The following is a 22,263-nucleotide window of genomic DNA, read 5'->3' on the forward strand; positions in this document are numbered from 1 at the left end:
CTTCGGCAGTCTAAAATTTGGCTCGCGATAATTGTGAAGATACGTAAGAGCTACCGCGAGGATTCCTACTACATAATACGGCAACAAAGTACACTCCTATTGCGGCAATGAAGCTTAGTTGAAACACGAATAATAACGTTGATTCCTTGTTGTAGAACCGGCTCATCGGGTTGACCTCGCCGCAAAAGGCCTAATTCATGAGAACTATTTGGTAACTCTTCAGAGTCCTGATCAGTCCCACCCAGGAACCCTGGTGTCAAGAATTGAATCTAAAACTAGCTGTGCATCGCGCCTCTCAGAGTCTGGAAGTTGAGAAAACTTTGTTCTATAAATGAGCGACATCAAACCGACGGAATGGCTTAAGGAGAAGGCTATTTGTTTGAGTAGGGATTGGCCTAGCTTAAAATTGACGTAGAACTTGGAAGAGATTCCAGGCCCATAATCTCTGAGAAGCTTACGATCATACTTTGCGGTGAGCGCTTGCTTTGAAACTGAAAGACTCCGCGGGACTTTACAGAACAAAAGGCGATCAGTCACCTTCGCATACACGCTGGATGAAGCCCCACGAAGCCAGAGTTCTTTGTCTTCAGTTCTTACGCGCGTAGGGTCATATGGATTTCTGAGGGCCCATTCGGCTTTGTAGACCACGGTGGGATGTGAAAAAACTCCACTATCTAAGTACCCACACAACTTTTCGGGAAGCGTTGGTTCTTTGTACGCTCCTTCAACTTCATTACTGTCGTTGATCAAGTAGCTTGCAGATCCAACGACGTCGACAAGTGAGTTCTCTTTCAAGAAATCCGCAAGCACAGAAAGTCTAGATGGATGCATAACATCGTCTGAATCCATGCGGGCGATGTAACTGTGTCTCGCCAAGCTATTTATCTCATTCAGGCGATGGGCAAGGCCCATATTCTCTCTGTGCGGGATCACTCTGACTCGCCGATCATCTATTTGGAAAGCACGATCGACAAGTGCCGCTGGCGAACCATCGCAAACAACAATTAACTCCCAATCAGAATAGGTTTGGGCGAAAATAGATCGCACCGCAAACTCGAATTCGGCTACTCCGTCAACTACGGGTAGACCTACCGTTATGTTGGTCATTTACACATTCCGTTCAAGACTGAAAAAAGACAACAAGAAACACCGCGCGAGCAGTTCTTGTCAGACCGGTGTTGTGAGAACGCGCAACGCGCCCGCAATCAACGATTCCGCCTGGTGTTCGAAGGGCCACAAATAGACATTGTCTACGGCGCGTTTTATAACCGCTGAGTGTCGCATATCGATCCGCCCCTAATGTTACAGCTACCGGATGCACCGCCTAGGCCTAGGCGGTGCATCCGAACCCGTCACCGCGTCAGTCCTAGTTCACTCAGGGCGTGGAGATCCTATCCTTCCCGTTCGAAAACGCTGTAATCCGTTCGTACGGCCCCCCTGGGCCCCCCACACCATCTGTGGTGAGCTTCCAACTGCCTCAGCGAAGGAAAGGGTTTCCGTGCGTTGTACTACAACGTCCGGTCGCAATGACACTCGGTGCGCTCCGGCGACATATACAATCAAGGGGGTTGCCTCCTCAAACGGGCATTCCAATACCAGCCAGAAGGGTCTCAATCTTGGAGTTAAGCGACTACCTGCGCGTATTGCGCCGTAACTGGATCACGATACTCGCATTCTCCATGCTCGGACTGATCGTGGCAGCGGCCACATCCATGTTCATGAAACCGACGTATACGGCGAAAACTCAACTCTTTGTGGCCATTCAGAGCTCCGGCTCTGTTTCGGATCTTCAGCAGGGGAACACGTTCAGTCAGGCACGCGTGCTGTCATACGTTGAAACGGTGGGAACACCCGCAGTATTACAACCGGCCATCGACAGTCTTGGACTGGAGACATCGCCGGCTGAGCTGAGCAAGAGTATTGAGGCCAGTTCGGACATCAACACCGTAATTATCTCGATTGCCGCCGTGGACAATTCGCCTGTCCAGGCTGCGGCCATAGCACAGGCAGTCGGCGATAGCCTAATCGCTACTATAGACAAGATAGAGCGTCCTGCTGAGGGAGGATCCTCCCCCGTCAGACTTTCCGTGGTCACACCGGCAAGTGCTCCCACAGTGCCTTCCGGCCCCAACACCCGTTTGAACTTGGCGCTTGGCGCAATAGCGGGTCTCGCCCTCGGTCTGGGAACAGCACTCCTGAGAACCACTCTAGACACGAAAATCCGCGGCGAGGCCGAAGTACGTCGAGTCACAGATGCAGCGATTCTTGGAGGGATCTCTTTCGATGGTGATGCGACTAAGAAGCCGTTGCTAACTCAAGCCCCTGCTCAGAGTCCAAGGGCAGAGTCGTTCCGCCAGATCCGCACGAACCTTCAATTTGCTCATGTAAGCCATAAATCCAAGGCTGTTCTGGTAACCTCGTCCCTCCCTGGTGAGGGGAAAACGACCACCGCCACGAATCTAGCGATTGCCATGGCACAAACCGGACAAACCGTCGTCCTGATCGATGCGGACCTACGACGACCGCGGGTAGACGATTATCTTGGACTTGAACGGAACGCCGGGTTGACCACGGCCCTCATAGGTGCGGCAGATGTCAACGACCTCCTGCAACCTTGGGGCGATAACGGTCTCTACGTGCTGACTTCCGGGCAGATTCCTCCCAATCCTAGTGAGCTTCTCGGCTCGGACGAGATGAAGAGCCTTATTACTGACTTGGAACAGGCCTTCGATGCAGTCATCATCGATGCGCCGCCGCTATTACCAGTAACAGATGCTGCTGTTCTAGCTCAACAGGTCGGTGGCGTGGTTTTGGTTATCGGTTCTTCCAAGGTGAAGCTTCCAGATCTACAGAAATCTATGGCGGCATTGGAAATGGTTGAGGCTGACTTATTGGGCGTCGTGCTAAACCTGCTACCGATGAAGGGGCCGGACGCCTACGCTTACGCCTACTACAGCTATGATGCCAATCCAAACAAGTCGAGCGGGACCAAAATAGCGTTGCCGCGCCGGAAAATGCCAAGCCCAACTGAAAGGTCTGACTTTGATTCGGTAGTCTTTCATGGCGATCAAGCGTCACAGAGAAGAAGATAGCTTTGATCGCCACATTTTCCCGGGTGCGAGACCGGATTGACCGTCAAGCCTTGATTCTGAGTCGCCGTCCAGGATCACATTTCTGCCTCGTTGTGGCATTACGGGCAATAAACGATCTGTCCAACAGAAGGCCGTTGGCTGATTCCTGCCCCCCACATCGCTGCTGTTAACGATCTCCGCAAGGCCGTCGTTGCTTACCACTGTTCAATTCTGCGAACGCGAACTGTACTTCTTTTGCCCTACCTTGTGGCACTGGCTTTGTGTAACGCCTAACAGCCGTCTCCGGTCGGTGTCGCAATCGTCCGCTCGAGGGAGCTGCCGTCGCTCGCGTAGAGACACAGGGCTTTTCAGCTAAACTTTGGCCGGAATCGGCTAGTACCAGAAATCTCCGAACACTGAAAGGGGCCACGACTTTGGGGGCTACCGACGACTGGCGAGTGCGTAGTTCCCGTCTGCTTGGCGCAGCGGACGCTTTTGTAGTGACTTGGGCAGTCCTCGGAGCTTATATTGTCCGATTCGGGGTCGAGCCTAACTTTACAATCTTGGGAAACGAAGCCGCATACGGGCTGTTTTCAGTGGGGCTTATCGTGGCGTGGTGGCTCATGCTCGGTGCTTGGAACAGTCGGCAGAGCCGTATCCTCGGTGCCGGGGCCGACGAGTATAAACGCGTTGCTGCCGCCTCGCTCTGGCTCTTTGGCCTGATTGCAATTTTTTCGTATGTTCTGCGAATCGATACGGCTCGTGGATACGTTGGATTCGCCCTCCCAGTCGGGCTCGTCGGGTTGTTTCTTGCAAGGTGGCTACTTCGCCAGCATTTGAATGTCCACCGCGCAAAAGGCAACAGCATGTCCCGGTTACTACTTTTGGGGGGACATAGCGCGATCGCGCATCTGGCGACGTCTCTTGAGCGTTCCAAATCTGCTGGCTACCTTCCAATCGCGGCTTACGCCCCTGGCGTCTACGATGAGACAAAATTCGAGCTGGAGTCGGGCCTCCCTATACTCGGAAATGCTCCAGACACCCACTCCATTCTGGAGGCTATTGACTCATGCCAGGCGGACGCTGTTGCTGTCTCCGCCGGCGTGCAGTTACACCCACAAACACTTCGTCAGTTGGGCTGGGAACTGGCAGCTCGTAACGTCGGCCTGATCATGGCGCCCGCGCTTACTGACATTGCTGGCCCGCGGATTCATACACAGCAAGTAGCGGGCCTCCCCCTCATCCACGTGACCACACCTACGTTGGAAGGCGGACAGCGCGTTGCAAAGCGCCTTTTCGATGTCGCTGTTTCCGGGATCTTAGTATTTGTTGCTCTGCCAATCATGGCGGTGGTCGCCATCGTCGTGAGAATTGATAGCCGCGGTCCCGTATTGTTCCAACAGAATCGGGTAGGAATCGAAGGCAAGCACTTTGGCATGCTGAAGTTCCGCTCTATGGTGGTCGATGCCGAGGACTTGGTTGCGGACCTTACCCAAAGGAATCAAGGCGCCGGACTCCTGTTTAAAATCAAAGATGACCCCCGCGTGACCCGAGTGGGACGAGTGCTCAGAAAATATAGCCTCGATGAACTCCCACAACTTTTTAACATCTTGGCCGGGTCCATGAGCCTTGTTGGACCCCGGCCGCCCTTGCCCAGGGAAGTCGAGGCCTACGAACTCGACGTGCGCCGGCGGCTGCTAGTAAAGCCCGGGCTAACTGGCCTATGGCAAGTCAGCGGACGGTCTAACCTCTCTTGGCAGGACTCTGTGCGTCTTGACCTTTACTACGTCGAAAACTGGTCCTTGGCGGGAGATCTCATCATTATCCTTCGAACTCTTCGAACTGTCTTTCGAGGCACTGGTGCCTACTGACGTTTATGCCTGACGGCATACCCCTTATTCGGAAGGACACCCCAGATATGACGGACGCGAATGAAGATCGCTCGCCAAATCCTAGCGACCAATGCCGAGCTATCGGCAATGGTCGTGCGCGACGGAAACGTGGCCGGCGAATGCTGCTATTCGCCGTCTGCGTGGTCGCTGTAGGGGTTCTTGCTGGCCTCGCCTTTTCTTGGCTCAGCTTCAAAGCTTCCACGATTAGCGCTCAGCTTGAGTCGGCTACGCAACTACTGCCACGGTTAAAGGACGACATCTTGCGAAAAGATGCCGCGGCTGCATCCGTGACCGTAGACCAACTGAAAACCCATACAACAGAAGCCAAGGCGGCAGCCGAGGATCCACTGTGGACTGCCGCTTGTGCGCTACCGTGGATCGGTGTCAACTTCCAGGCAGCCAGCGAGTTAGCAAGATCTGCCGACGACGTCGCCCAATTGGGCGCAGTCCCCTTAGTCCGGGTGTTCCAGTCGCTGGATTGGGAGTCATTGGCACCGAACGCTGGAGGCGTGGACCTACAACCCATGATGGCTGCACAACCAAAGTTGAAAGTAGCAGCCCACGCGGTGCGGCAGTCTTCTGACCGCTTGAATCGGATTGACTCGAGCGGCCTGATGCCTCGGGTGGCGGGGCCTTTGGCTCAAGCTAGGGCCAAACTGAACTCCGTGCGCGGCGATCTGGACACGGCAACAAATGTGGCGAGCGTTGCCCCGGGGATGTTGGGCGCCCAAGCCACACGAAGGTATCTGATACTGATTCAGAACAACGCCGAGTCCCGGGCTACGGGTGGGATACCGGGCGCTTTGGCGGTCCTTACATTGGACAAGGGGAAGTTGTCTCTAAATGGGCAAACTAGCGCCGGAGCCCTTGGCGTAATGACACCGTCACTAGCCGTAGAGAAGGAGCAAGAGCAGATATACTCCGGACGCATCGGAAAGTACATGCAAGATGTAAACCTTACACCCGACTTCCCCACCACCGCAGCGACCGCCCAGAACATGTGGGAACGTAAAACCGGCGAACGACTCGACGGCGTGGTATCAATAGACCCAGTTGCTCTTGGATACATTCTGGACGCGACAGGGCCAGTAGCGGTGACGGATCTTAGGCTCCAAGCATTGGCAAACAGAGGGCTTCCGACTGAGCTGAGCGGCACAAACATAGTACGCACCCTGCTCTCGGATGTATATTCGGAGATATCTGAACCGGCCTTGCAGGATATGTATTTCGCCGGTGTGGCCAAGGAGATTTTCAGCGCGCTGTCAACTGGCCAAACTGACACCAAGAAGTTGCTGGACGGCTTGGCTCGAGGCGTTGATGAAGGTCGCGTTCTGGCATGGTCCGCTTCCACCGACGAGCAAGCCGTAATCGCCAATTATCGACTAGGCGGTTCGATCTCCGGCCCAAATATCTCGCCAGCGAATTTTGGTGTTTACTTCAACGATGGCACAGGCGCCAAGATGGACTATTACGTGAAACGTACAGTCCAGCTCTTTGAGGAATGTACCGGTGACGACTACGGGCAAGTGAAGGTTCGCGTCACCAGCACCAACACCGCTCCCGCCGACGCGGCAAACTCTCTACCGGCATATGTGACCGGCGACGGGATCTTCGGCATCGCGCCAGGGACCGTCCAAACCAACGTCGTCGCGTACGGCCCGAGCCAGGCAAATGTTGAAACTGCCATCGTCGACGGCAAAAAGACGGACTTCGCGGCACACAGACACAGCAACAGACCCGTGGGTTCGGTGACTGTCACGTTGGCGCCAGGCCAAAGCAGCACCGTGGAACTGACTTTTGGCAGGATCGTACAGCACACGAAACCTACCTTGGCTGTAACGCCAACTGTGCAACCAGTCAAAGACGTAGTTCTCGGCACAAAACCAGCAGAATGCGTTCCACCGAAGTAGACATCGCGTTAACAGTATGTAAAGCGACTTGATTCACTTTGGTAACACCGGTGTCGGGATGCTAAATTATCCTTGGGCAGCAAATGAGATTTCAACCTACGGTCACTCGGGGGGTCGGAAATCTCCACCTAATATGCGTGACAAAAAATCGTAATTAAGGTCTCAGGGGGACTCATGAAGAAATCACTCGCCGCAATCGCACTTGCGGGATCCATCGCACTAATCGGCGCAGCTCCTTCCATGGCTGCCACCTACCCCGCACCGCCGGCCAACGCTGCAGTTTCTGACGGCACCGTCGGTCCGGGCGAGCAGTTCATCTTTCGAGGCAACGGCTTCCTCGCCGGCGAAGGCTTGACCATCACCGTCAATCTGGGCAGTGCACCTGCTGCAACCGGCTCCAGCGTTTCCAACGGTAGCCGCACGGTCCCGACCAAGATCACCCTGCCGCTCGCACCGCAGACCTTCTCCACCACCGCTGACGCCAATGGCGCCTTCGCTTTCCCGTTGACCATCAGCGAAACGGGCACCTACACCCTGACGGCAACCGGCCTGACGTCCGGCAAGACCGCAACCGCAGTTGTTACGGTTGAAGGAACGGGCCTCGCCAACACCGGCGGAGCACCGCTGGCAAACACCGGCGCTGGCCTCGCCAACACCGGCGCTGACGCCAGCCTGATTCTCTGGTCCCTGGTGGGCGCCGGCGCACTGGCTGCCGGCGCAACTTCGGTAGTGGTAGTTCGCCGCCGCGCCAAGGCAGACGCCGCCGCGTAGGGGTAACCCAGCAAGCACCAAAGAGGGTGGGTGGTTCTCCGGAAAGCCGGAGACCACCCGCCCTCTGCTTTTAACAAGAATCCACAGGCCCAACCGACTGACCTTGTGGTATTCATAAGAGTTATGGGGAGACATTGGCGCAGACCACGGTGGCAGTTCATCTTCGCCGTACCTCTTCCCCCTCCGCAGGCACTCCCCTACTTGTTGCTGGGCCTGCTAGCCATTGCGGCGCTGGGAGTGGCAACCCTGGCACTCCTCCGAACGTCCTGAGGCCTTCTTGAAGCCCTGCGATCCGCCGTTGCTGTGGCGAGCAGTCCTCGCAGCCATGCTGGTTCCGCTGGCGCTCGCTGCTTTCTGGCCCAGCCCGGTGGACAAGCCCGTCCAAGGCGAGCTTGCGGGATTTCTTTTCCTCATCCACGCCCTTGGAATACCAAGCTGGGTTAATTACTCGTTCATTGAAGCCACGGCAAACGTGGTGCTCTTCGTGCCGCTCGGCGCAGTTGCTTCACTAGCCTTCCCAAGGGAACGGTCTTGGCAGCTTGGTGCCTTCGGGCTGGTGGTCTCCGGCTGCATGGAGCTCGGACAGCAGCTTTTTCTTCACGAGCGTTTCGCGAGCCCTCTGGATCTTGTCACAAACACCATTGGATGTGTCATAGGCGCCTTCGGAGCCCGGGCGGGCGTACGGCATGTTAAACGCCGACAGGCCCAACGCCAGCGGGCGTTGAGCCTGTCGAAAGACAGTTTGTGAATTGACCTACTCGTTCACGAATTCCTTCATCCACGCCTTCAGGTCCTCCCCGAAGTCCACACGCTCCGACGCAATGGAAATAACCGCCTTGATGTAGCTGAGCTTGTCACCAGTGTCATAGCGGCGACCACGGAACACAACCCCGTAGACACCGCTGCCCTCACCCTCCGACGTCGCGAGCGTCTGCAGCGCATCCGTCAGCTGGATCTCGCCGCCGCGGCCCGGCTCGGTTTCCTCGAGGACGTCAAACACAGCGGGGTGCAGCACGTACCGGCCAATAACTGCCAGGTTAGACGGCGCCTCGTCCACGGACGGTTTCTCGACCAATCGGTTCACCAGGAAGTAGTTCTCCCCGTCCACGGCCGTGATGTCCGCGCAGCCGTAGGCGCTGATCTCCGACGGATCCACCTCAATCAGGGCAATCACGGAACCGCCGGTCTTGGCCTGGACATCGATCATGATGCTCAAGAGGTCCTCCTGAGCATCAATGAGGTCATCGCCCAGCAGGACAGCAAACGGCTCGTCGCCCACGTGCTGGCGGGCACACAGCACCGCGTGGCCCAGGCCCTTCGGGTCCCCCTGGCGAAGGTAGTGCAGCGGCGCCAGGCTGGACGCGTGTTGGACGGCCTCCAGGCGCTCCAGGTCGCCCTTAAGCTCCAAGGCGCGCTCAAGATTCGGTGCCCGGTCAAAGTGGTCCTCCAAAGCGCGCTTCGAGCGGCCGGTGATCATCAGGAGATCCGTCAGTCCTGCCTTGACGGCTTCTTCCACCACGTACTGGATTGCGGGCTGGTCAACAACCGGCAACATTTCCTTCGGCATTGCCTTGGTGGCGGGCAGGAAACGAGTTCCCAAACCGGCAGCAGGAATGACGGCTTTTCTTACTGATTTCCCCAGAGTCATAGCTGCACCATACAAATCGGTAGATCAAACTGGCAATTCAGGGCCAAGATTACGCCCGCGGATGGGGAGGCCTGCCCATCGCAGGGTTTTCCTTTGTGGGACATACTTCTGGTGCAGCTTTCACGAATATTGGGGGACATTTTGAATAACGAACAGCAGCCCGGCCAGCAGCACCAGCCCGGCTACCAAGACCAGCCGACCTACGGACAACCGCCCTATCCTCCCCGAGCGGACCAGTACAACTTCGGCCAGCCGCCCTACGGCGATCCCGGTCAATTCGGCCAGATGCCGCCCAAGCGTGGCTTCCCCGTCTGGGGATGGGTTGCCAGCGGCGTCGGCGCAGTGGCCGTCCTGGCCGTGGCCGGCGTGATGGTCCTGGGCGGCCTCGCTTCCGGCAAAGAGCGCGAAGCGATTCCGGCACCCACGGAGACCTCCGGCAGTTCAGAGTCCGCGGAAGCGAGCACCGAGGAAGCCACCACCGACGACTCATCGGCCGCAGCCACCGTTGATGAGGACCTGTATATCTTCCAGGACGCCGACTTCACGTCGCCGCCCGTCTGGTCCGTGCAGATGCCTGCCGGCTGGACGGTGTCGGAAACAAAGGACGGCACCACCCAGTACCGCAGCAGCGACAACCCCTGCCTCTTCACCACGCACCAGGCCATTCTGCCGGCCAGCGGTGCCATCAGCGATGAAGAGGCAACGAAGGCCTCCATGGAGGGGGAAATCGAGGGCATCAAGAAAGCCGTCGGCTCACCCGTGACAGTAGTGACCGACGCTGACTCGCTCTACGCCAAGCTCCGGAACGCGGACGGCCACGTGATCGAGCTGCAGGAAGCCGAGCTCCGGTTCAGGAACAAGAGCGATGTGGACCTGGTGGTCCGGCTGGCAGTGCGCGCTGTGGCGTCCTCCAACGGCCTGATGGAACTCGACCTCGCCTGCCCCGCCAACATGCCCACGGAATCGGACCTCTGGATGGAACTGACGGACAGCGTCACCATGGTGGACGATCCGGCGGTCTGATTCCCCCGGGCTCGTCCACCGGGGCTCAATCAGCGCCCCTTGAACTAAGCTCCCTTGAAGACTGGCGTCCGCTTCTCCTGGAACGCCTTGAAGCCCTCCGAGTAGTCCTCTGACTTGCACAGTCGTGCCTGCTCCGCGTTCTCCTCTTCCATGGCTTCCCAGAGGCCCAGGCGCTGGTCGCGGATGTGGGCCACCAGGTCCTTGCTGGCGTTGAACGCACCCGTGGCACCCGTGGCAACCTTCGCCACGATGCCGCGGGTGTTTTCCAGCAGCTCGCCCTTGGGCATGGCCCGGCTGAACATGCCCTGCGCCACCGCTTCCGCGCCGCTCATCAGCTCGGCCGTGTAGATCAGGTCCAGCGTCCGGTGCATGCCCAGCCGCTCGGTGAAGTACCAGTGGCCGCCGGAATCCAGCGTGGCCCCCAGCTTGGCGAACGGCGAGCCGAACTTGGCGTCCTCCGCCACGTACACCACGTCCGTGGCCAGCAGCAGGCCCAGCCCCACGCCCAGGCAGGCACCCTGCGCCGCCGCGAACGTGGGCGCCGGGAAGTCCGTCATCTTCTTCAGCAGCGGCTGCAGCAGCCCGCCCAGGTAGCCCTGGACGTCGTCGGTCTCCGGCGTCACGCCGGCAATGTCCCGGCCCGCGCAGAAGGCGCGTCCCTCTCCCCGGAGCAGCAGCGCCCGCACCTCACCGCGCGAGGCGGCGGCAGCGGCGTCGTCGTACGCCTGGGTTAAATCCTTCAGCGCCTGCTCGTCCAGTGAGTTCAGCTTCTGCGGGGCATCAAGGACAACCTCGGCGATGCCGTTGGCGATGGAGAGGGAGATCATGGGGCTCCTGTTCGTGGCCGTGACAGCCGGGGTGGGAAAAGCTTAGACGTCGAAGTCGACCGTGACGTCCGGGGTGGTGGGGTGGGACTGGCAGGTGAGCACGTAGCCCTTGTCCAGTTCATCCTGCTCCAGGGCGTAGTTCTCGTCCATGGTCACCTTTCCCGTGACCACCTTGGCGCGGCAGGTGCCGCACACTCCCCCGGCACACGCGAACGGCACGTCGGGGCGCACGCGCAGGGCGGCGTTGAGGATGGATTCACGCGCATGGGTGGGGCTTTCCACCTTGCCCTCCAGGCCGTCCAGCTTGAACGTGATCTTGTAGGTCTCCTTGGATTCGTCCGCGATCACCGGCCGGCCGATGTTGCCCTCGGGACGGTCCGGCTTGCCCGAGGTGAACAGCTCGAAGCGCACATGCTCGGGCTCCACGCCGCGGGCGGCCAGGGTGTCCCGGCACAGCTGCACCAGCTCGAACGGCCCGCAGAGGAACCACTCGTCCACATCATCCGCGTGGATGGCGGTGCCCAGCAGCGCCTGGAGCTTCTCGGCGTCGATCCTTCCGCTCAGCAGCGGCGCGATGCGCTGCTCGCGGGACAGCACGTGGTGCAGGGCCAGGCGGGACGGGTACTTGTCCTTCAGGTCCGCCAGCTCCTCCAGGAACATCACGTCCATGGCGGCCTTGTTGGCGTAGATCAGGTCGAAGCGGGTCTCCGGGTTGGCCGCCAGCAGCGTCCGGGCAATGGCGATCACCGGCGTGATGCCGGACCCCGCGGCGATGGCCACAAAGCTGCCGGGCTCCCCCGCCAAATCTTCCGGGTGGTTCATGGAGTTCATGACGTTCTGCTCCACCACTTTGCCGTCCCGGCCGTGCTTGGAGATGAACGCGCCCATGGGGCTCATCACGTCCAGCTGGTCGCCGGCCTTCAGCTCGGCGTTGGCCCACGTGGAGAACAGCCCGCCCAGGTCCTTCTTGATGGCCACCCGGATCTCGCTGCTGCCGTCCGCGAAGCTGCGCGGCTCGGCGCAGATGGAGTAGCTGCGGCGCACCTCGTGCGGCTCGCCGTTCTCATCCGGCATGGTGGTGCGCAGGGCCACGTACTGGCCCGGCAGGTAGTCGTACTGGCCCGCCAGCTCCGCGGGAACGGCGAACGTCACCTCGATCGCGTCATCGGTGAGCCGGCGGACTTCCGCCACAGTCAGCGTGTGGAAGGACGCACGACGGCGGCCGGTGGCCGTGGCCTGTTCGGCGGCGGTCTGGCGGACAACAGTCATGGGAGCACCTGTTCCTTACAAAACTTTGAAGTAGTCGAACGGTTCCTTGCAGTCCTGGCAGACGTACAGCGCCTTGCAGGAGGTGGAACCGAAGCGGGTGAGTTCCTTGGTGTTCAAGCTGGAACATTGGGGACACTTAACAGCCATTTGCAGGCGGACGGGCCCGGCGTGCCGTGCTGCATTGCTGTGGCCCGTGGGCGGCGCGATGCCGTATTCCTGGAGCTTGGCCTTGCCGGACTCCGTCATCCAGTCCGTAGTCCACGCGGGGCTGAGCACCAGCTCCACGTGCACGTTGGGGTAGCCCTCCTTGGCGAACACCGCGTTAAGGTCATCGCGGATGGCGTCCATGGCCGGGCAGCCCGAGTACGTGGGCGTGATGGTGACCTGCACAGCAGGCACCATGCCGCCGTCGTCGAACAATTTCACGTCCCGAAGGATGCCCAGATCCGCAATGGTGAGCACCGGGATCTCGGGATCGCACACCGTGGCGGCGAGGTCCCAGGCCTTCTGCTCGGGAGTTTTCGCTTCCTTGCGGTCGCTCTCAGCGGTGGGGTGGCTGACGTACATGGCTACCAGCTCGCTCCGGGGTGCTGGCGGGCCAGCACCTGCATTTCGGCCAGCATGTAGCCCAGGTGCTCGGAGTGTTTGCCGCGGCGTCCGCCGCCCAGGGCTGCCGGAACCTGCGGAACCTCAAGCTCCGCTTCGGCCAGGACCTCGCCGGTGAGCCGGTCAAAGTCGGCGCGCAGGCTGGAAGGTTCGACGGCGGCACCCGCCGCCGCGAGGCGGGCGGTGAGTTCGTCGTCGGCAAACAGTTCGTCCACGTAGGGCCAGATGACCTTGAAGCCGTGGATCATCTTTGCGCGGGACTCGTCCGTGCCGAGGGCCAGGCGCAGCACCCACTGGGCGCTGTGGTCCCGGTGGTAGTCCACTTCCTTCACGGCCTTGGCCGCGATGCCGGCCAGGGTGGCGTCCGTGGACTGGGTGAGCCGGCGGTAGAGCTCGAACTGGTAGTAGCTCACCACGAACTGCCGGGCGATGGTGACGGCGAAGTCCCCGTTGGGCTGCTCGAACAGTTCGATTGAGCGGAATTCGTCCTCGGAGCGGAAGTAGGCGAGGTCGTCCTCGCTCTTTGCTGTACCGTCCGCTGCGACGGCTGCACCGGCGTAGCTGAGGAAGGAGCGGGCGTGGCCCAGCTGGTCCAGGGCGATGTTGCCCAGGGCAATGTCCTCCTCCAACTCGGGGGCGCGGGAAATCCAGTGGCCAAGGCGCTGGGCCAGGATCAGGGCGTCATCGCCCAGGCGCAGTGCGAACTCGGCCACGTCCTCGGTGGGCTTGGCGGTGCCGCGGCTGACGGCCAGCGCGATGTCCTCCGGGCGGAGTGCGTTGCCCGGCGTGATGCGGGTGGCGCTGGCAGTGGCGTCCCCGCTGGTGCCGGCGGTGGCGACGCCCACGGAAATGTCCCCGTGGCCGGTTGTGTGTTCTGCGGTTCCCGCAGTTGTCGTTTCGGGGGTGCTCACAGGTGCTTCACGCCCTCGCTCTTGGTGTAGTAGGTCGCATGCCGGTAGTCCTTGCCCTGGGGCGATTCGAAGAAGGCGCCCTTGGCGTCCGGATCGCTGGAGGCAATGGCGTCCGCGGGGACAACCCAGATGGACACGCCCTCGTTGCGGCGGGTGTACAGGTCACGGGCGTTGCGCAGCGCCATCGCTGCGTCGGGCGCGTGCAAGGACCCGGCGTGCACGTGGGACAGGCCGCGGCTGGAGCGGACAAAGACTTCCCAGATGGGCCAGACATTTCCTGCGTGCGGTTCGGGGGTGGTCATGCTGCGGATTCCTTTTCTGCTTGCTTCTTGGCCTGCTTTGCTGCGTAAGCCGCTGCGGCTTCGCGCACCCAGGTACCGTTCTCGTGTGCTTCGCGGCGCCGTTCCAGGCGCTGGGCGTTGCAGGGGCCGCGGCCCTTCAGGACCTCGTGGAACTCGTCCCAGTCCAGCGGGCCGTGCTCCCACTTCTTGGTTTCCTCGTTGAAACGGATGTCTTTGTCCGGGAGGGTGAGCTCCAGTACCTTGACCTGCTCCATCATCATGCCGACGAAGCGGTTGCGGAGCTCGTCATTGCTGAAGCGCTTGATGTTCCAGGCCATGGACTGCTTGGAGTTGGGTGAATCGTCATCCGGCGGGCCGAACATCATCAGGGCGGGGGCGTACCAGCGGTTCACCGCGTCCTGGGCCATCTGCTTCTGCTCGGGGGTGCCGTGGGAGAGTTCCAGCAGGATCTCGAAGCCCTGGCGCTGGTGGAAGGATTCTTCCTTGCAGACCCGGACCATGGCCCGGCCGTAGGGCCCGAACGATGCGCGGCACAGCGGGACCTGGTTGGCGATCGCGGCGCCGTCCACCATCCAGCCGATGGCGCCCATGTCCGCCCATGTGCGTGCCGGGTAGTTGAAGATGGAGGAGTACTTGGCCTTGCCGTCCATCAGGTCCTGCATCATCTGGTCGCGCGGCTGGCCCAGCGTCTCGGCCGCCGAGTACAGGTACAGGCCGTGGCCGGCCTCGTCCTGGACCTTGGCCATGAGGATGGCCTTGCGCTTCAGGCTGGGGGCGCGGGAAATCCAGTTGGCTTCCGGCTGCATGCCGATGATTTCCGAGTGCGCGTGCTGTGAGATCTGCCGGATGAGGGTCTTGCGGTAGGCCGCCGGCATCCAGTCGCGGGGCTCGATGCGCGAGTCCTCCGCCATAACGCGGTCAAAGTACGCCTGACCTTCTGCCTCGTGCCGGGCTGCCTCTTGAAGCTGTTCAGGTGTCAGCTCAGCGGGCACTGACTGCAGGGTCTGCGATGCCATGGTTGCTCCTATGCATATCCGATAAATAATTACCGACCGTTCGTTCAGGATATGCGGAAGCTGCGAGATGCGTCAAGCACATGGGCACTGGAGCCGCGGGGCTCTTGATGGCGAATGGTTGCGGAATAAGCAGTCTGCTGATTAGCTACGGACACAGTGAGTAATGCTCCAGTACTGTCCTGCATGAGCAGGCTAACGCGGCAGTGCATTGGTAGCACTTGTTTATCGGACTGTCGGGGGGAACGATGGCTGGGGAACATCATGATGATCTTGTTATGCAGTCGCTGCTGCTGGATGAGATCGGGCAGTCGGTAATCGGCCTGGATCGTCAATGGAGAATCACGTACTGGAACCGCGCGTCCGAACGTCTTTACGGATTCAGATCGGCGGAGGTCCTGGGGGTTGAGGTCATGGACTTGGGAATCATCGACGGGACCGCCGCCCCGGAACAGCGTGCCACCGGCCGGGAGATAGCAGACCGCGTGACCCGTGGCGGCGACTGGGCCGGCGAACTCTGGATGCGCCACCGGACCGGCAGGGAATTCCCGGTCCACGCCACGGTCAGCCCGATCCGGGGCCGGCACACAGTCCCCATGGCCGTGGTGGCCATTTCCAAGGACATCACTGACCGGAAACACAGCGAAGCCATCCTGCGCCGTCTGTCGGCCATGGTGGAATCCTCGGGGGATGCGATTATCGGCGCCGACCTGGCCGGGCGGATTACCAGTTGGAATGCAGGGGCGTCCCGGATGTTTGGCTGGACCTCCCGCGAAGCTGTCGGCCACAGCCACCGCCTGCTGACCAGCCGTGACGCAGCGGGATTTGGCGCCGAAGTGGCGGAGCGCATTGGGGGCGGGTCGTTTGTGACCGGCGTCGAGGCGCGGTGGCGGCGCAAGGACGGGTCGGTAATTGACGTCGAACTGACCGTATCTCCGGTCTACGGCCCGGACGGCTCCCAGGTGGGGGCATCCGCGATCGCCAGGGACATAACAGAGATCCAGCGGCTGAAGGCAGAAGCTGCGGCTGAGCGTGAGCGGCTTCTCGCCGCCCAGGAAATGGCCCACGTCGGAAGCGTCGAACACACGGTTGCAACCGGGGAAACGTGGCACTCCGAGGAGTTCGCCCGAATCCTGGGGCTGGAACCGGGTGAGCCGGCTCCCAGGGCATCGATGCTGGCGCTGACGCATCCGGAGGACCGCGAACTTGTCCGCAAAATGCGAAAGAGCCTCGATAACGGGCTGGCGTTGGCCGATTTCGAATATCGGATCATCAGGCGCGACGGCGAGCAGCGGTGGCTGCACTCACGCATCCGAAGTGTTAACGGCCCTGACGGAAAACCTCATCGCTTCCTCGAAACAGTTCTGGACATCACCGAACGCAAAAAGGCCGAACAAGTCCTTGAGTGGCAGGCCCGCCACGATGCCCTGACCGGTCTGCCGAACAGGTACATGATGACTGAAGTGCTTCAGGGTTTCCTTGACCGGGCCTCCCGGCCAGTGGTGATGTTTGTCGACATTGACCGCTTCAAACTGATCAACGACGGCATCGGCCACGGAGCAGGTGACACGATTCTGGTGCTCCTCGGGGAGCGGCTCCGGGCCGCCGTCAGGGCCCGCGACACTGTGGGCCGCTTTGGAGGAGATGAATTCGTGGTGGTCTGCGAAAATCTGCTGATGCGCGGAGCCAAGACCCTGGCTGAACGCATCAGGGGTGCCACCCGGCAGCCGTTCGAAGTCGACGGGCGGCGGATTTACGTGAATGTCAGTGTCGGTATCGCGCTGGCTGGTCCGGATGACTCCGCTGAGTCGATGCTGCGCGGGGCGGACTCCGCGATGTACCGGGCAAAATCGGCGGGCGGGGATTCCTCGGAGGTTTATGATGCCAGAATGACCGGCCGGGCCACCGGGCGCCTGGACTTGGAATCTGACCTGAGGCTTGCCCTGGATCGCGGTGAGCTTTCCCTGGACTACCAGCCGATCATCGACGTGGACACGGAAGCCACCGTCGGATTCGAGGCGTTGCTGCGCTGGCACCACCACGAACACGGTTTGATCATGCCCGACACCTTCATCCCCATTGCCGAAGAGACCGGCCTCATCCTCCCGATCGGCACATGGGTGCTTCAGGAAGCCCTGCGCCAGGTGCAGCAATGGCGCGGGCAGCTTCCGGGGGCAGAGAACCTTTCAGCCGCAGTGAACATTTCCGGTCGCCAGCTCGTCGCCAGGGACTTCCCGGACGTCGTCGAGGCAGCAATTGCGTCATCCGGCATCGACCCCGCCGCCGTCCACTTGGAAGTTACCGAAACAGTCCTCATGGATCAGCCCGACCTGCCTAAGGAGACCCTGCAGCGGCTCTCTGATGTGGGAGTCGGCCTCTCGATCGACGACTTCGGGACCGGGTACTCATCCCTGAGCTACCTCAAGTGGCTTTCAGCCCGGACCTTGAAAATCGACCGCACCTTCGTCGAAGAGCTTGGAAGCGATCCCCATGGCGGGACCATCATCGAACTCGTCCTGGGCATGGCCGAGAGCCTGAAACTCGGCGTCATTGCTGAAGGCGTCGAAACCACGCGCCAACTCGCCGAACTCCGGCGCCTGGGCGTCCGCCTTGCCCAGGGATACCTCTGGAGCAAACCATTACCCCCGGAGCGCATCCCTGCCTGGCTGGAAGTCCTCTCAGCAGATCCACCCGGCCTGGAGCCGGCGCAGCGTGCGTGATGTTGTTGAACCCTGAGCCTCCATGAGTGCCTCTACAGCTGAATCAGTGCCGCGGAAGCCAGAACTGTCGGCGCCGGCTTCCCATGCTCGTGGAAAGTGACCTCGGTGGTCAGCGAGAAGTCGCGGTGGTCGCTGCTCCTGCCACGGTAGCTGTGGCCGCCGAAGTCGAAGTCCAGGTGCGTCGACCCCGCCGCGACGGGGAAAGTGAAGGCAGCGGTGAACGTACCACCTGTTCGCTTCAGAGTCGGCGAAACGCGTACCGTTCCCACCTCCACATAGGAGAACGACACCGACACGTCACCGGCGGCCGGCGTGACCGGAGTGGCCGGCGGGACCGGGCTGATGGTCAGGTGCACGCTGATGGAACCCGTTACGGATCCGATGCCCGCCAAGCTGAGCCGGACGGGCACTTTGACCGCTGGGCGAAGATGGGCGGTCCCATGAAGATGCGATGTCGAAGGAAGCGATCGGACACGTGAATGGAGCACGGCCGATGGTTCGGACTTTTCGGAAGCCGTGGTGGCGCGATAGGCAAGCTCTGACATTTTCATCCCCCGTAGCATTCGGCTGGACCCTCCCATACGGACCGCCCAGCTGCTGTGGCCGTGATCTTCAACGCCTGACACCACTGTGCCCATTGCACCTCTAGGTTTACTCAACCGTTTTGCAGGATTGGGTCAAGGTTTCCTGTGGACATCACTCAGCCGTCGACGCGCCCGTCCGGGGCCGCGGGTTCGCCCCGCGAGGCCGCTTCGAGCCGCTGGCGACGGCCGCGGATCAGGGCGTAGCCCACCGCCAGCACTACCCATACCAGGAGGAGCACCAGCCAGTCCGTCAGATTTGAAGAGTCCAACTGCATGAGGTCAGGCAGGGGCAGTTCGGGTTCGGCTGTCTCCGGGGCTCGCGGCAGGAGCCGCTCGGACTGTTCGGACCCCGGCTGACCCCCGGTCCCCAGCTGGCGCTCCGTCCACGGCTGGGGCGTGGAGTACATGCGGCCGGGCAGGCACTGGCTGCCGCCTTCCGGCAAAGCGTCTTCGATGCAGACGAAAGGTGCCCCGCCGCCAGCTGTCCCGGCGTCGTACGTCATCTCCTGGCTCTCAACCACGGCTCCCACCCGGCTCCCCTGCGGACCCGGCTGCGATTTCCGGGCCCCTCATTCCAGTTAGAGACAGGGCAGGTGTCAGTTGTTCCCGCAGGGGATGGTTCTTCTTGGCCGGCGGGGCTACATTGGGCTTTGATCCGATGGCACGCAGGGGGGCTGAACGTCTCGAGGGAGTGATGCATGGCGCCCCAGCCCAGGCCGTACTGGCAGCGAAAGCATCCTGCGGCAGCACCGGAGCCTTCGAGGTCCTGGCGGCAAACCACCGGCGCATGATCCTTGCGGTCTGCCTGCGCATCACCGGAAATCCCGACGACGCCGAGGATGCCGCCCAGGACGCCCTGCTGGCCGCGTGGCTGGGCATCGGTTCCTTCCGCGGCGAAGCTGCCCTGGGCACGTGGTTGTACCGGATCGCCACCAACGCCGCACTGGGCGTGGTCCACCGCCGCAACGCCACCTCCGTACTCCCCGAGGACCTGCGGGCCGCCGGGGACTTCGCCGAGAAACAGGCTTCCGCGGACCTGGTGATCCGCGCGCTGGGAAGCATTCCCGAAGACTTCCGCGTGTCCCTTGCCCTGCGGGAACTCTGCGATTTCACCTACGCGCAGATCGCCGAGCATCAAGGCGTGTGCATTTCCACTGTGAAGAGCCGCATCAGCCGGGCCAAGAAGGCGCTCAAGGCGTCCCTCCCGGCCCCTTAGGTCCCTGCGTGTTAAGTTGAATGTTAGGGATCGCACCGATCTGACAAGCAACTCCGGAAAGAGCCCTCACCGTGGAATCGCCTAAGCCCGTACGGATCCTCACCGTCTGCACGGGAAACATCTGCCGCTCCCCCGTGGCCGAACGCCTCCTGCAGGCCGGCCTGGATCAGGTCCTGCCCGGCGGCTTTGAAGTGCGCAGCGCCGGCACCCGCGCCATGGTGGGTTATCCCATCCAGCCGCTCTCGGCCGACATCGTGAACATGTACGGCGGCACGGACAAGGGCTTCGCCGCCCGGCAGCTGACCCCCAAAATCCTCCGCGACACTGACATCGTGCTCACCATGACGTCCAAGCACCGCGGCGAAGTGCTCCAACTGGACGCTTCCCTGCTCAAGCGCACCTTCACCATCCGGGAATTCGCGCGGATGCTGGAAGCCCTGGAAGAACGCGACGCCGGCGCTTCCACCGCCGGTGATCCGGCCGGCGCGTCGAAGGGCAAAGCGCCCGACGCCGGCACCCTGTGGCGCGGCCTGCCCGCCCGCCTCGCCGCAGTCCGGCACCTCGCCCTCGCCGCTGACAGCGCCGACAACGAAGTGGTGGACCCCTACAAACGCTCCCCCGAGGTGTACCGGCAGATGGAAGACGAACTGGCGCCCGCCATCCTCACCATCCTCCGTTACGCCCGGCTCAACACGCCCACATAAACAGGACTTTCGGCGTCGTTCTTTTCTGCCACAGCGGTGGTAGCGTCCGGTTATGGACAACCAGTCTGATCCGGAAGGAGCGGCTGAAAGCAAGCCGCCGCAGGGAAACCTCGCCTGGCTTCCCGCCTGGCTGCGCCGGCAGCCCACCTGGCTCAAGGCGGCCCTGGCCATGGTCCTGGTGATCGCCCTGGGCAGCACCGTATACGCCTTCTCCCAGATGGGACGCGGCGGATCGCCTGCCCCCACCGCCAGCGGGGTGTCGACGGCGGAAGGTGCCACCGCCACCCCGTCACCCACCGAAACGGCCACCGCGCCCGCACCGGCCCCGCCCGCGCCACCTGCCCCGGAGCCGCCGCCGACAGCTTTGAACATCCTGCTGATAGGCAGCGACAGCCGCGGGGACTTCCGCGCCGAAGAGGCCCAGGCAGCGGCCGGAACGCCGGCCGACCAGCGCGCGGACGTGCTGATGCTGATCCACATCCCCGCCGACCGGCAAAAGGTCTACGGCATTTCCATCATGCGCGACACGTGGGCCACCATCCCCGGCTACGGCCAGGCCAAGATCAACGCCGGGCTGGAGCTGGGCGGCACCCCGCTGATGGTCAGGACCGTGGAGACGCTGTTCAACACCCGGATCGACCATGCCGTGATGGTGGACTTCAAGGGGCTCTGGGACGCCACGAACGCCCTGGGCGGCGTGGACGTCAACGTCACCGTGCCCTTCACCTCCACGCACGACACCCGCCACTACTTCCCCGCCGGCATCAACCGGCTCGACGGCGGCGCCGCCCTGGAGTTCGTCCGCGAGCGCTACGCGTTTGCCGACGGCGACTTCCAGCGGATCCGCAACCAGCAGACGTTCCTCAAGGCGTTCATCGGCAAGTTCATGAGCGAGGGCACGCTCAGCAACCCCTCCACGGTGATGCTGCTGGTCAACACCCTCCGGCCGTATGTGCTGGTGGACCCGGGCCTCACCCCGGAGACGCTGGTGCGGCTCGCGTACAGCCTGCGCGAGGTGGGCCCCGAGGACGCCGTGATGTTCCGGCTTCCCGACGGCGGCTTCGGCTTCAGCACCGACGGCCAGGCGATCGTGTACCAGAATCCCGGTGCGGTGGGCGCAATCTCCGCAGCACTCGCCAACGGCACCCTGGCCGACTACGTGGCGGCCAACGGGTTCCAAGGCGGAAACTGAGGGTTCGAGGCAACCGGCACGGCACACTCCAGCTCCCATCTGCAGGCGATTCGGGCCTACACAGGTGGTTGGTGGAGTTTCGGGACTGGGTTTCGGTCGGGCGGCTGGCGCCGCTGAGCGGCCGCTCAGGCGTGGCCGGGTCTGGCGGTGGGGCTTAGGCGGCGAGGGTGAGGGCCCGGTTCCTCGAGCGTGGACCGGACGCCGGGGCCAAGTCCGCCGGAGCCAGAACGCTGATGTTGCATTCCGACTGCAGCGGGTCGATGGACGCCGGGAGGTGGTGGGATTCCGAACATGCCTGCAGCTGCTCCATTGCAGCCGGCTCAACACGTGCGTGGCTTACGTCCACCACCAGGTGGAGTCCTTCCTTCAGATGATTTGCCCTCTTCACAACCACATACAGTGCCTGGAGGCTTTTTGCCGTCACGTGGCCTTGGGCTGCTACTTCTGCTTCTCCGCAATCGAGGTCGAGCCGTACTAAAACCTTGAGTTTGTCGTTCAAGTGTTTCCCCTATTCACTGCATGGCCGCGACGCTGCGACCTCCATCAGACTAGGGAGCAAATGTGACGCACGCAACACTCTGCGTCACATGCGGCATGAGTAGCG

General features: G+C 61.6%; 21 protein-coding genes. 10 read left to right on the forward strand and 11 right to left on the reverse strand.

The genetic code is table 11. The features are described 5' to 3' along the window. Positions 1-231: 231 nt before the first annotated feature. Positions 232-1,107: a glycosyltransferase family 2 protein gene (locus tag Q8Z05_RS02970; RefSeq protein WP_305942014.1), complete on the reverse strand. Its 876-nt coding sequence runs from the start codon at positions 1,105-1,107 to the stop codon at positions 232-234. A gap of 509 nt (positions 1,108-1,616) precedes the next feature. Between Q8Z05_RS02970 and Q8Z05_RS02975 the strand changes: the two genes are divergently transcribed. From Q8Z05_RS02975 to Q8Z05_RS02995, 5 genes are all read left to right on the forward strand, one after another. Then, positions 1,617-3,092, forward strand: coding sequence for a polysaccharide biosynthesis tyrosine autokinase (locus tag Q8Z05_RS02975; RefSeq protein WP_305942015.1), 1,476 nt, complete (start codon positions 1,617-1,619; stop codon positions 3,090-3,092). A gap of 413 nt (positions 3,093-3,505) precedes the next feature. Continuing rightward, a complete protein-coding gene (locus Q8Z05_RS02980; protein WP_305942016.1) occupies positions 3,506-4,942 on the forward strand; it encodes a sugar transferase in 1,437 nt (478 codons plus the stop codon). A gap of 686 nt (positions 4,943-5,628) precedes the next feature. Next, positions 5,629-6,873 (forward strand): DUF4012 domain-containing protein, encoded by a 1,245-nt coding sequence (locus tag Q8Z05_RS02985; protein ID WP_305942017.1) that lies wholly within the window; start codon positions 5,629-5,631, stop codon positions 6,871-6,873. A 174-nt stretch (positions 6,874-7,047) separates the two neighbouring features. Further along, a complete protein-coding gene (locus Q8Z05_RS02990) occupies positions 7,048-7,644 on the forward strand; it encodes an LPXTG cell wall anchor domain-containing protein (protein ID WP_305942018.1) in 597 nt (198 codons plus the stop codon). Positions 7,645-7,969: 325 nt separating this feature from the next. Beyond that, on the forward strand, positions 7,970-8,392 hold the full coding sequence (locus tag Q8Z05_RS02995; RefSeq protein WP_305942019.1) for a VanZ family protein: 423 nt from the start codon (positions 7,970-7,972) through the stop codon (positions 8,390-8,392). Between the two features lie 6 nt (positions 8,393-8,398). Here the strand turns inward: Q8Z05_RS02995 and galU are convergent, their stop codons facing one another. Further along, positions 8,399-9,292: a UTP--glucose-1-phosphate uridylyltransferase GalU gene (gene galU / locus Q8Z05_RS03000; RefSeq protein WP_305942020.1), complete on the reverse strand. Its 894-nt coding sequence runs from the start codon at positions 9,290-9,292 to the stop codon at positions 8,399-8,401. Positions 9,293-9,433: 141 nt separating this feature from the next. Between galU and Q8Z05_RS03005 the strand changes: the two genes are divergently transcribed. Next, entirely contained in the window at positions 9,434-10,315 is an 882-nt protein-coding gene (locus tag Q8Z05_RS03005) for a hypothetical protein (protein ID WP_305942021.1), read from the forward strand. A gap of 44 nt (positions 10,316-10,359) precedes the next feature. Here Q8Z05_RS03005 and Q8Z05_RS03010 read toward each other — a convergent pair whose 3' ends face one another. From Q8Z05_RS03010 to paaA, 6 genes are read right to left on the reverse strand one after another with little or no spacing between them, the layout of a single operon-like run. Then, positions 10,360-11,142, reverse strand: a complete 783-nt coding sequence (locus Q8Z05_RS03010; protein ID WP_305942022.1) for an enoyl-CoA hydratase/isomerase family protein — start codon at positions 11,140-11,142, stop codon at positions 10,360-10,362. Positions 11,143-11,184: 42 nt separating this feature from the next. Next, the gene (gene paaE, locus Q8Z05_RS03015; protein WP_305942023.1) at positions 11,185-12,411 is read right to left on the reverse strand and encodes a 1,2-phenylacetyl-CoA epoxidase subunit PaaE; all 1,227 of its coding nucleotides are present in this window, start codon (positions 12,409-12,411) and stop codon (positions 11,185-11,187) included. A 15-nt stretch (positions 12,412-12,426) separates the two neighbouring features. After that, positions 12,427-12,978, reverse strand: a complete 552-nt coding sequence (paaD, locus tag Q8Z05_RS03020) for a 1,2-phenylacetyl-CoA epoxidase subunit PaaD (RefSeq protein ID WP_305942024.1) — start codon at positions 12,976-12,978, stop codon at positions 12,427-12,429. 2 nt (positions 12,979-12,980) lie between these two features. After that, positions 12,981-13,928 carry a 1,2-phenylacetyl-CoA epoxidase subunit PaaC gene (gene paaC / locus Q8Z05_RS03025; protein WP_305942025.1) on the reverse strand — a complete coding sequence of 316 codons (948 nt, stop codon included), beginning with the start codon at positions 13,926-13,928 and terminating at the stop codon, positions 12,981-12,983. Beyond that, positions 13,925-14,230, reverse strand: coding sequence for a 1,2-phenylacetyl-CoA epoxidase subunit PaaB (gene paaB, locus Q8Z05_RS03030; RefSeq protein ID WP_091251167.1), 306 nt, complete (start codon positions 14,228-14,230; stop codon positions 13,925-13,927). Before paaB ends, paaC begins: the two co-directional genes overlap by 4 nt. Continuing rightward, the gene (paaA, locus tag Q8Z05_RS03035; protein ID WP_305942026.1) at positions 14,227-15,246 is read right to left on the reverse strand and encodes a 1,2-phenylacetyl-CoA epoxidase subunit PaaA; all 1,020 of its coding nucleotides are present in this window, start codon (positions 15,244-15,246) and stop codon (positions 14,227-14,229) included. The genes paaB and paaA overlap by 4 nt, the downstream gene beginning before the upstream one ends. Positions 15,247-15,521: 275 nt before the next feature. On the opposite strand from paaA, the gene Q8Z05_RS03040 reads away from it, so the two are divergent. Next, on the forward strand, positions 15,522-17,963 hold the full coding sequence (locus tag Q8Z05_RS03040) for a sensor domain-containing protein (protein ID WP_305942027.1): 2,442 nt from the start codon (positions 15,522-15,524) through the stop codon (positions 17,961-17,963). 32 nt (positions 17,964-17,995) lie between these two features. Here the strand turns inward: Q8Z05_RS03040 and Q8Z05_RS03045 are convergent, their stop codons facing one another. Together Q8Z05_RS03045 and Q8Z05_RS03050 are read right to left on the reverse strand one after the other, a co-directional pair. Next, positions 17,996-18,514, reverse strand: a complete 519-nt coding sequence (locus Q8Z05_RS03045; protein ID WP_305942028.1) for a hypothetical protein — start codon at positions 18,512-18,514, stop codon at positions 17,996-17,998. A 149-nt stretch (positions 18,515-18,663) separates the two neighbouring features. Next, positions 18,664-19,068 carry a hypothetical protein gene (locus tag Q8Z05_RS03050; protein ID WP_305942029.1) on the reverse strand — a complete coding sequence of 135 codons (405 nt, stop codon included), beginning with the start codon at positions 19,066-19,068 and terminating at the stop codon, positions 18,664-18,666. Between the two features lie 173 nt (positions 19,069-19,241). On the opposite strand from Q8Z05_RS03050, the gene Q8Z05_RS03055 reads away from it, so the two are divergent. From Q8Z05_RS03055 to Q8Z05_RS03065, 3 genes are all read left to right on the forward strand, one after another. After that, complete coding sequence (locus tag Q8Z05_RS03055; RefSeq protein WP_305942030.1) at positions 19,242-19,763, forward strand: RNA polymerase sigma factor; 522 nt, start codon at positions 19,242-19,244, stop codon at positions 19,761-19,763. Positions 19,764-19,834: 71 nt separating this feature from the next. Further along, positions 19,835-20,467 (forward strand): arsenate reductase/protein-tyrosine-phosphatase family protein, encoded by a 633-nt coding sequence (locus tag Q8Z05_RS03060; RefSeq protein WP_305942031.1) that lies wholly within the window; start codon positions 19,835-19,837, stop codon positions 20,465-20,467. Positions 20,468-20,519: 52 nt separating this feature from the next. Then, the gene (locus tag Q8Z05_RS03065; protein WP_305942032.1) at positions 20,520-21,659 is read left to right on the forward strand and encodes an LCP family protein; all 1,140 of its coding nucleotides are present in this window, start codon (positions 20,520-20,522) and stop codon (positions 21,657-21,659) included. A gap of 154 nt (positions 21,660-21,813) precedes the next feature. Here Q8Z05_RS03065 and Q8Z05_RS03070 read toward each other — a convergent pair whose 3' ends face one another. Next, positions 21,814-22,158, reverse strand: a complete 345-nt coding sequence (locus Q8Z05_RS03070) for a hypothetical protein (protein WP_305942033.1) — start codon at positions 22,156-22,158, stop codon at positions 21,814-21,816. Positions 22,159-22,263 lie beyond the last annotated feature (105 nt).

It is taken from the genome of Arthrobacter oryzae, assembly GCF_030718995.1.
GTDB classification, from domain to species: domain Bacteria; phylum Actinomycetota; class Actinomycetes; order Actinomycetales; family Micrococcaceae; genus Arthrobacter; species Arthrobacter oryzae_C.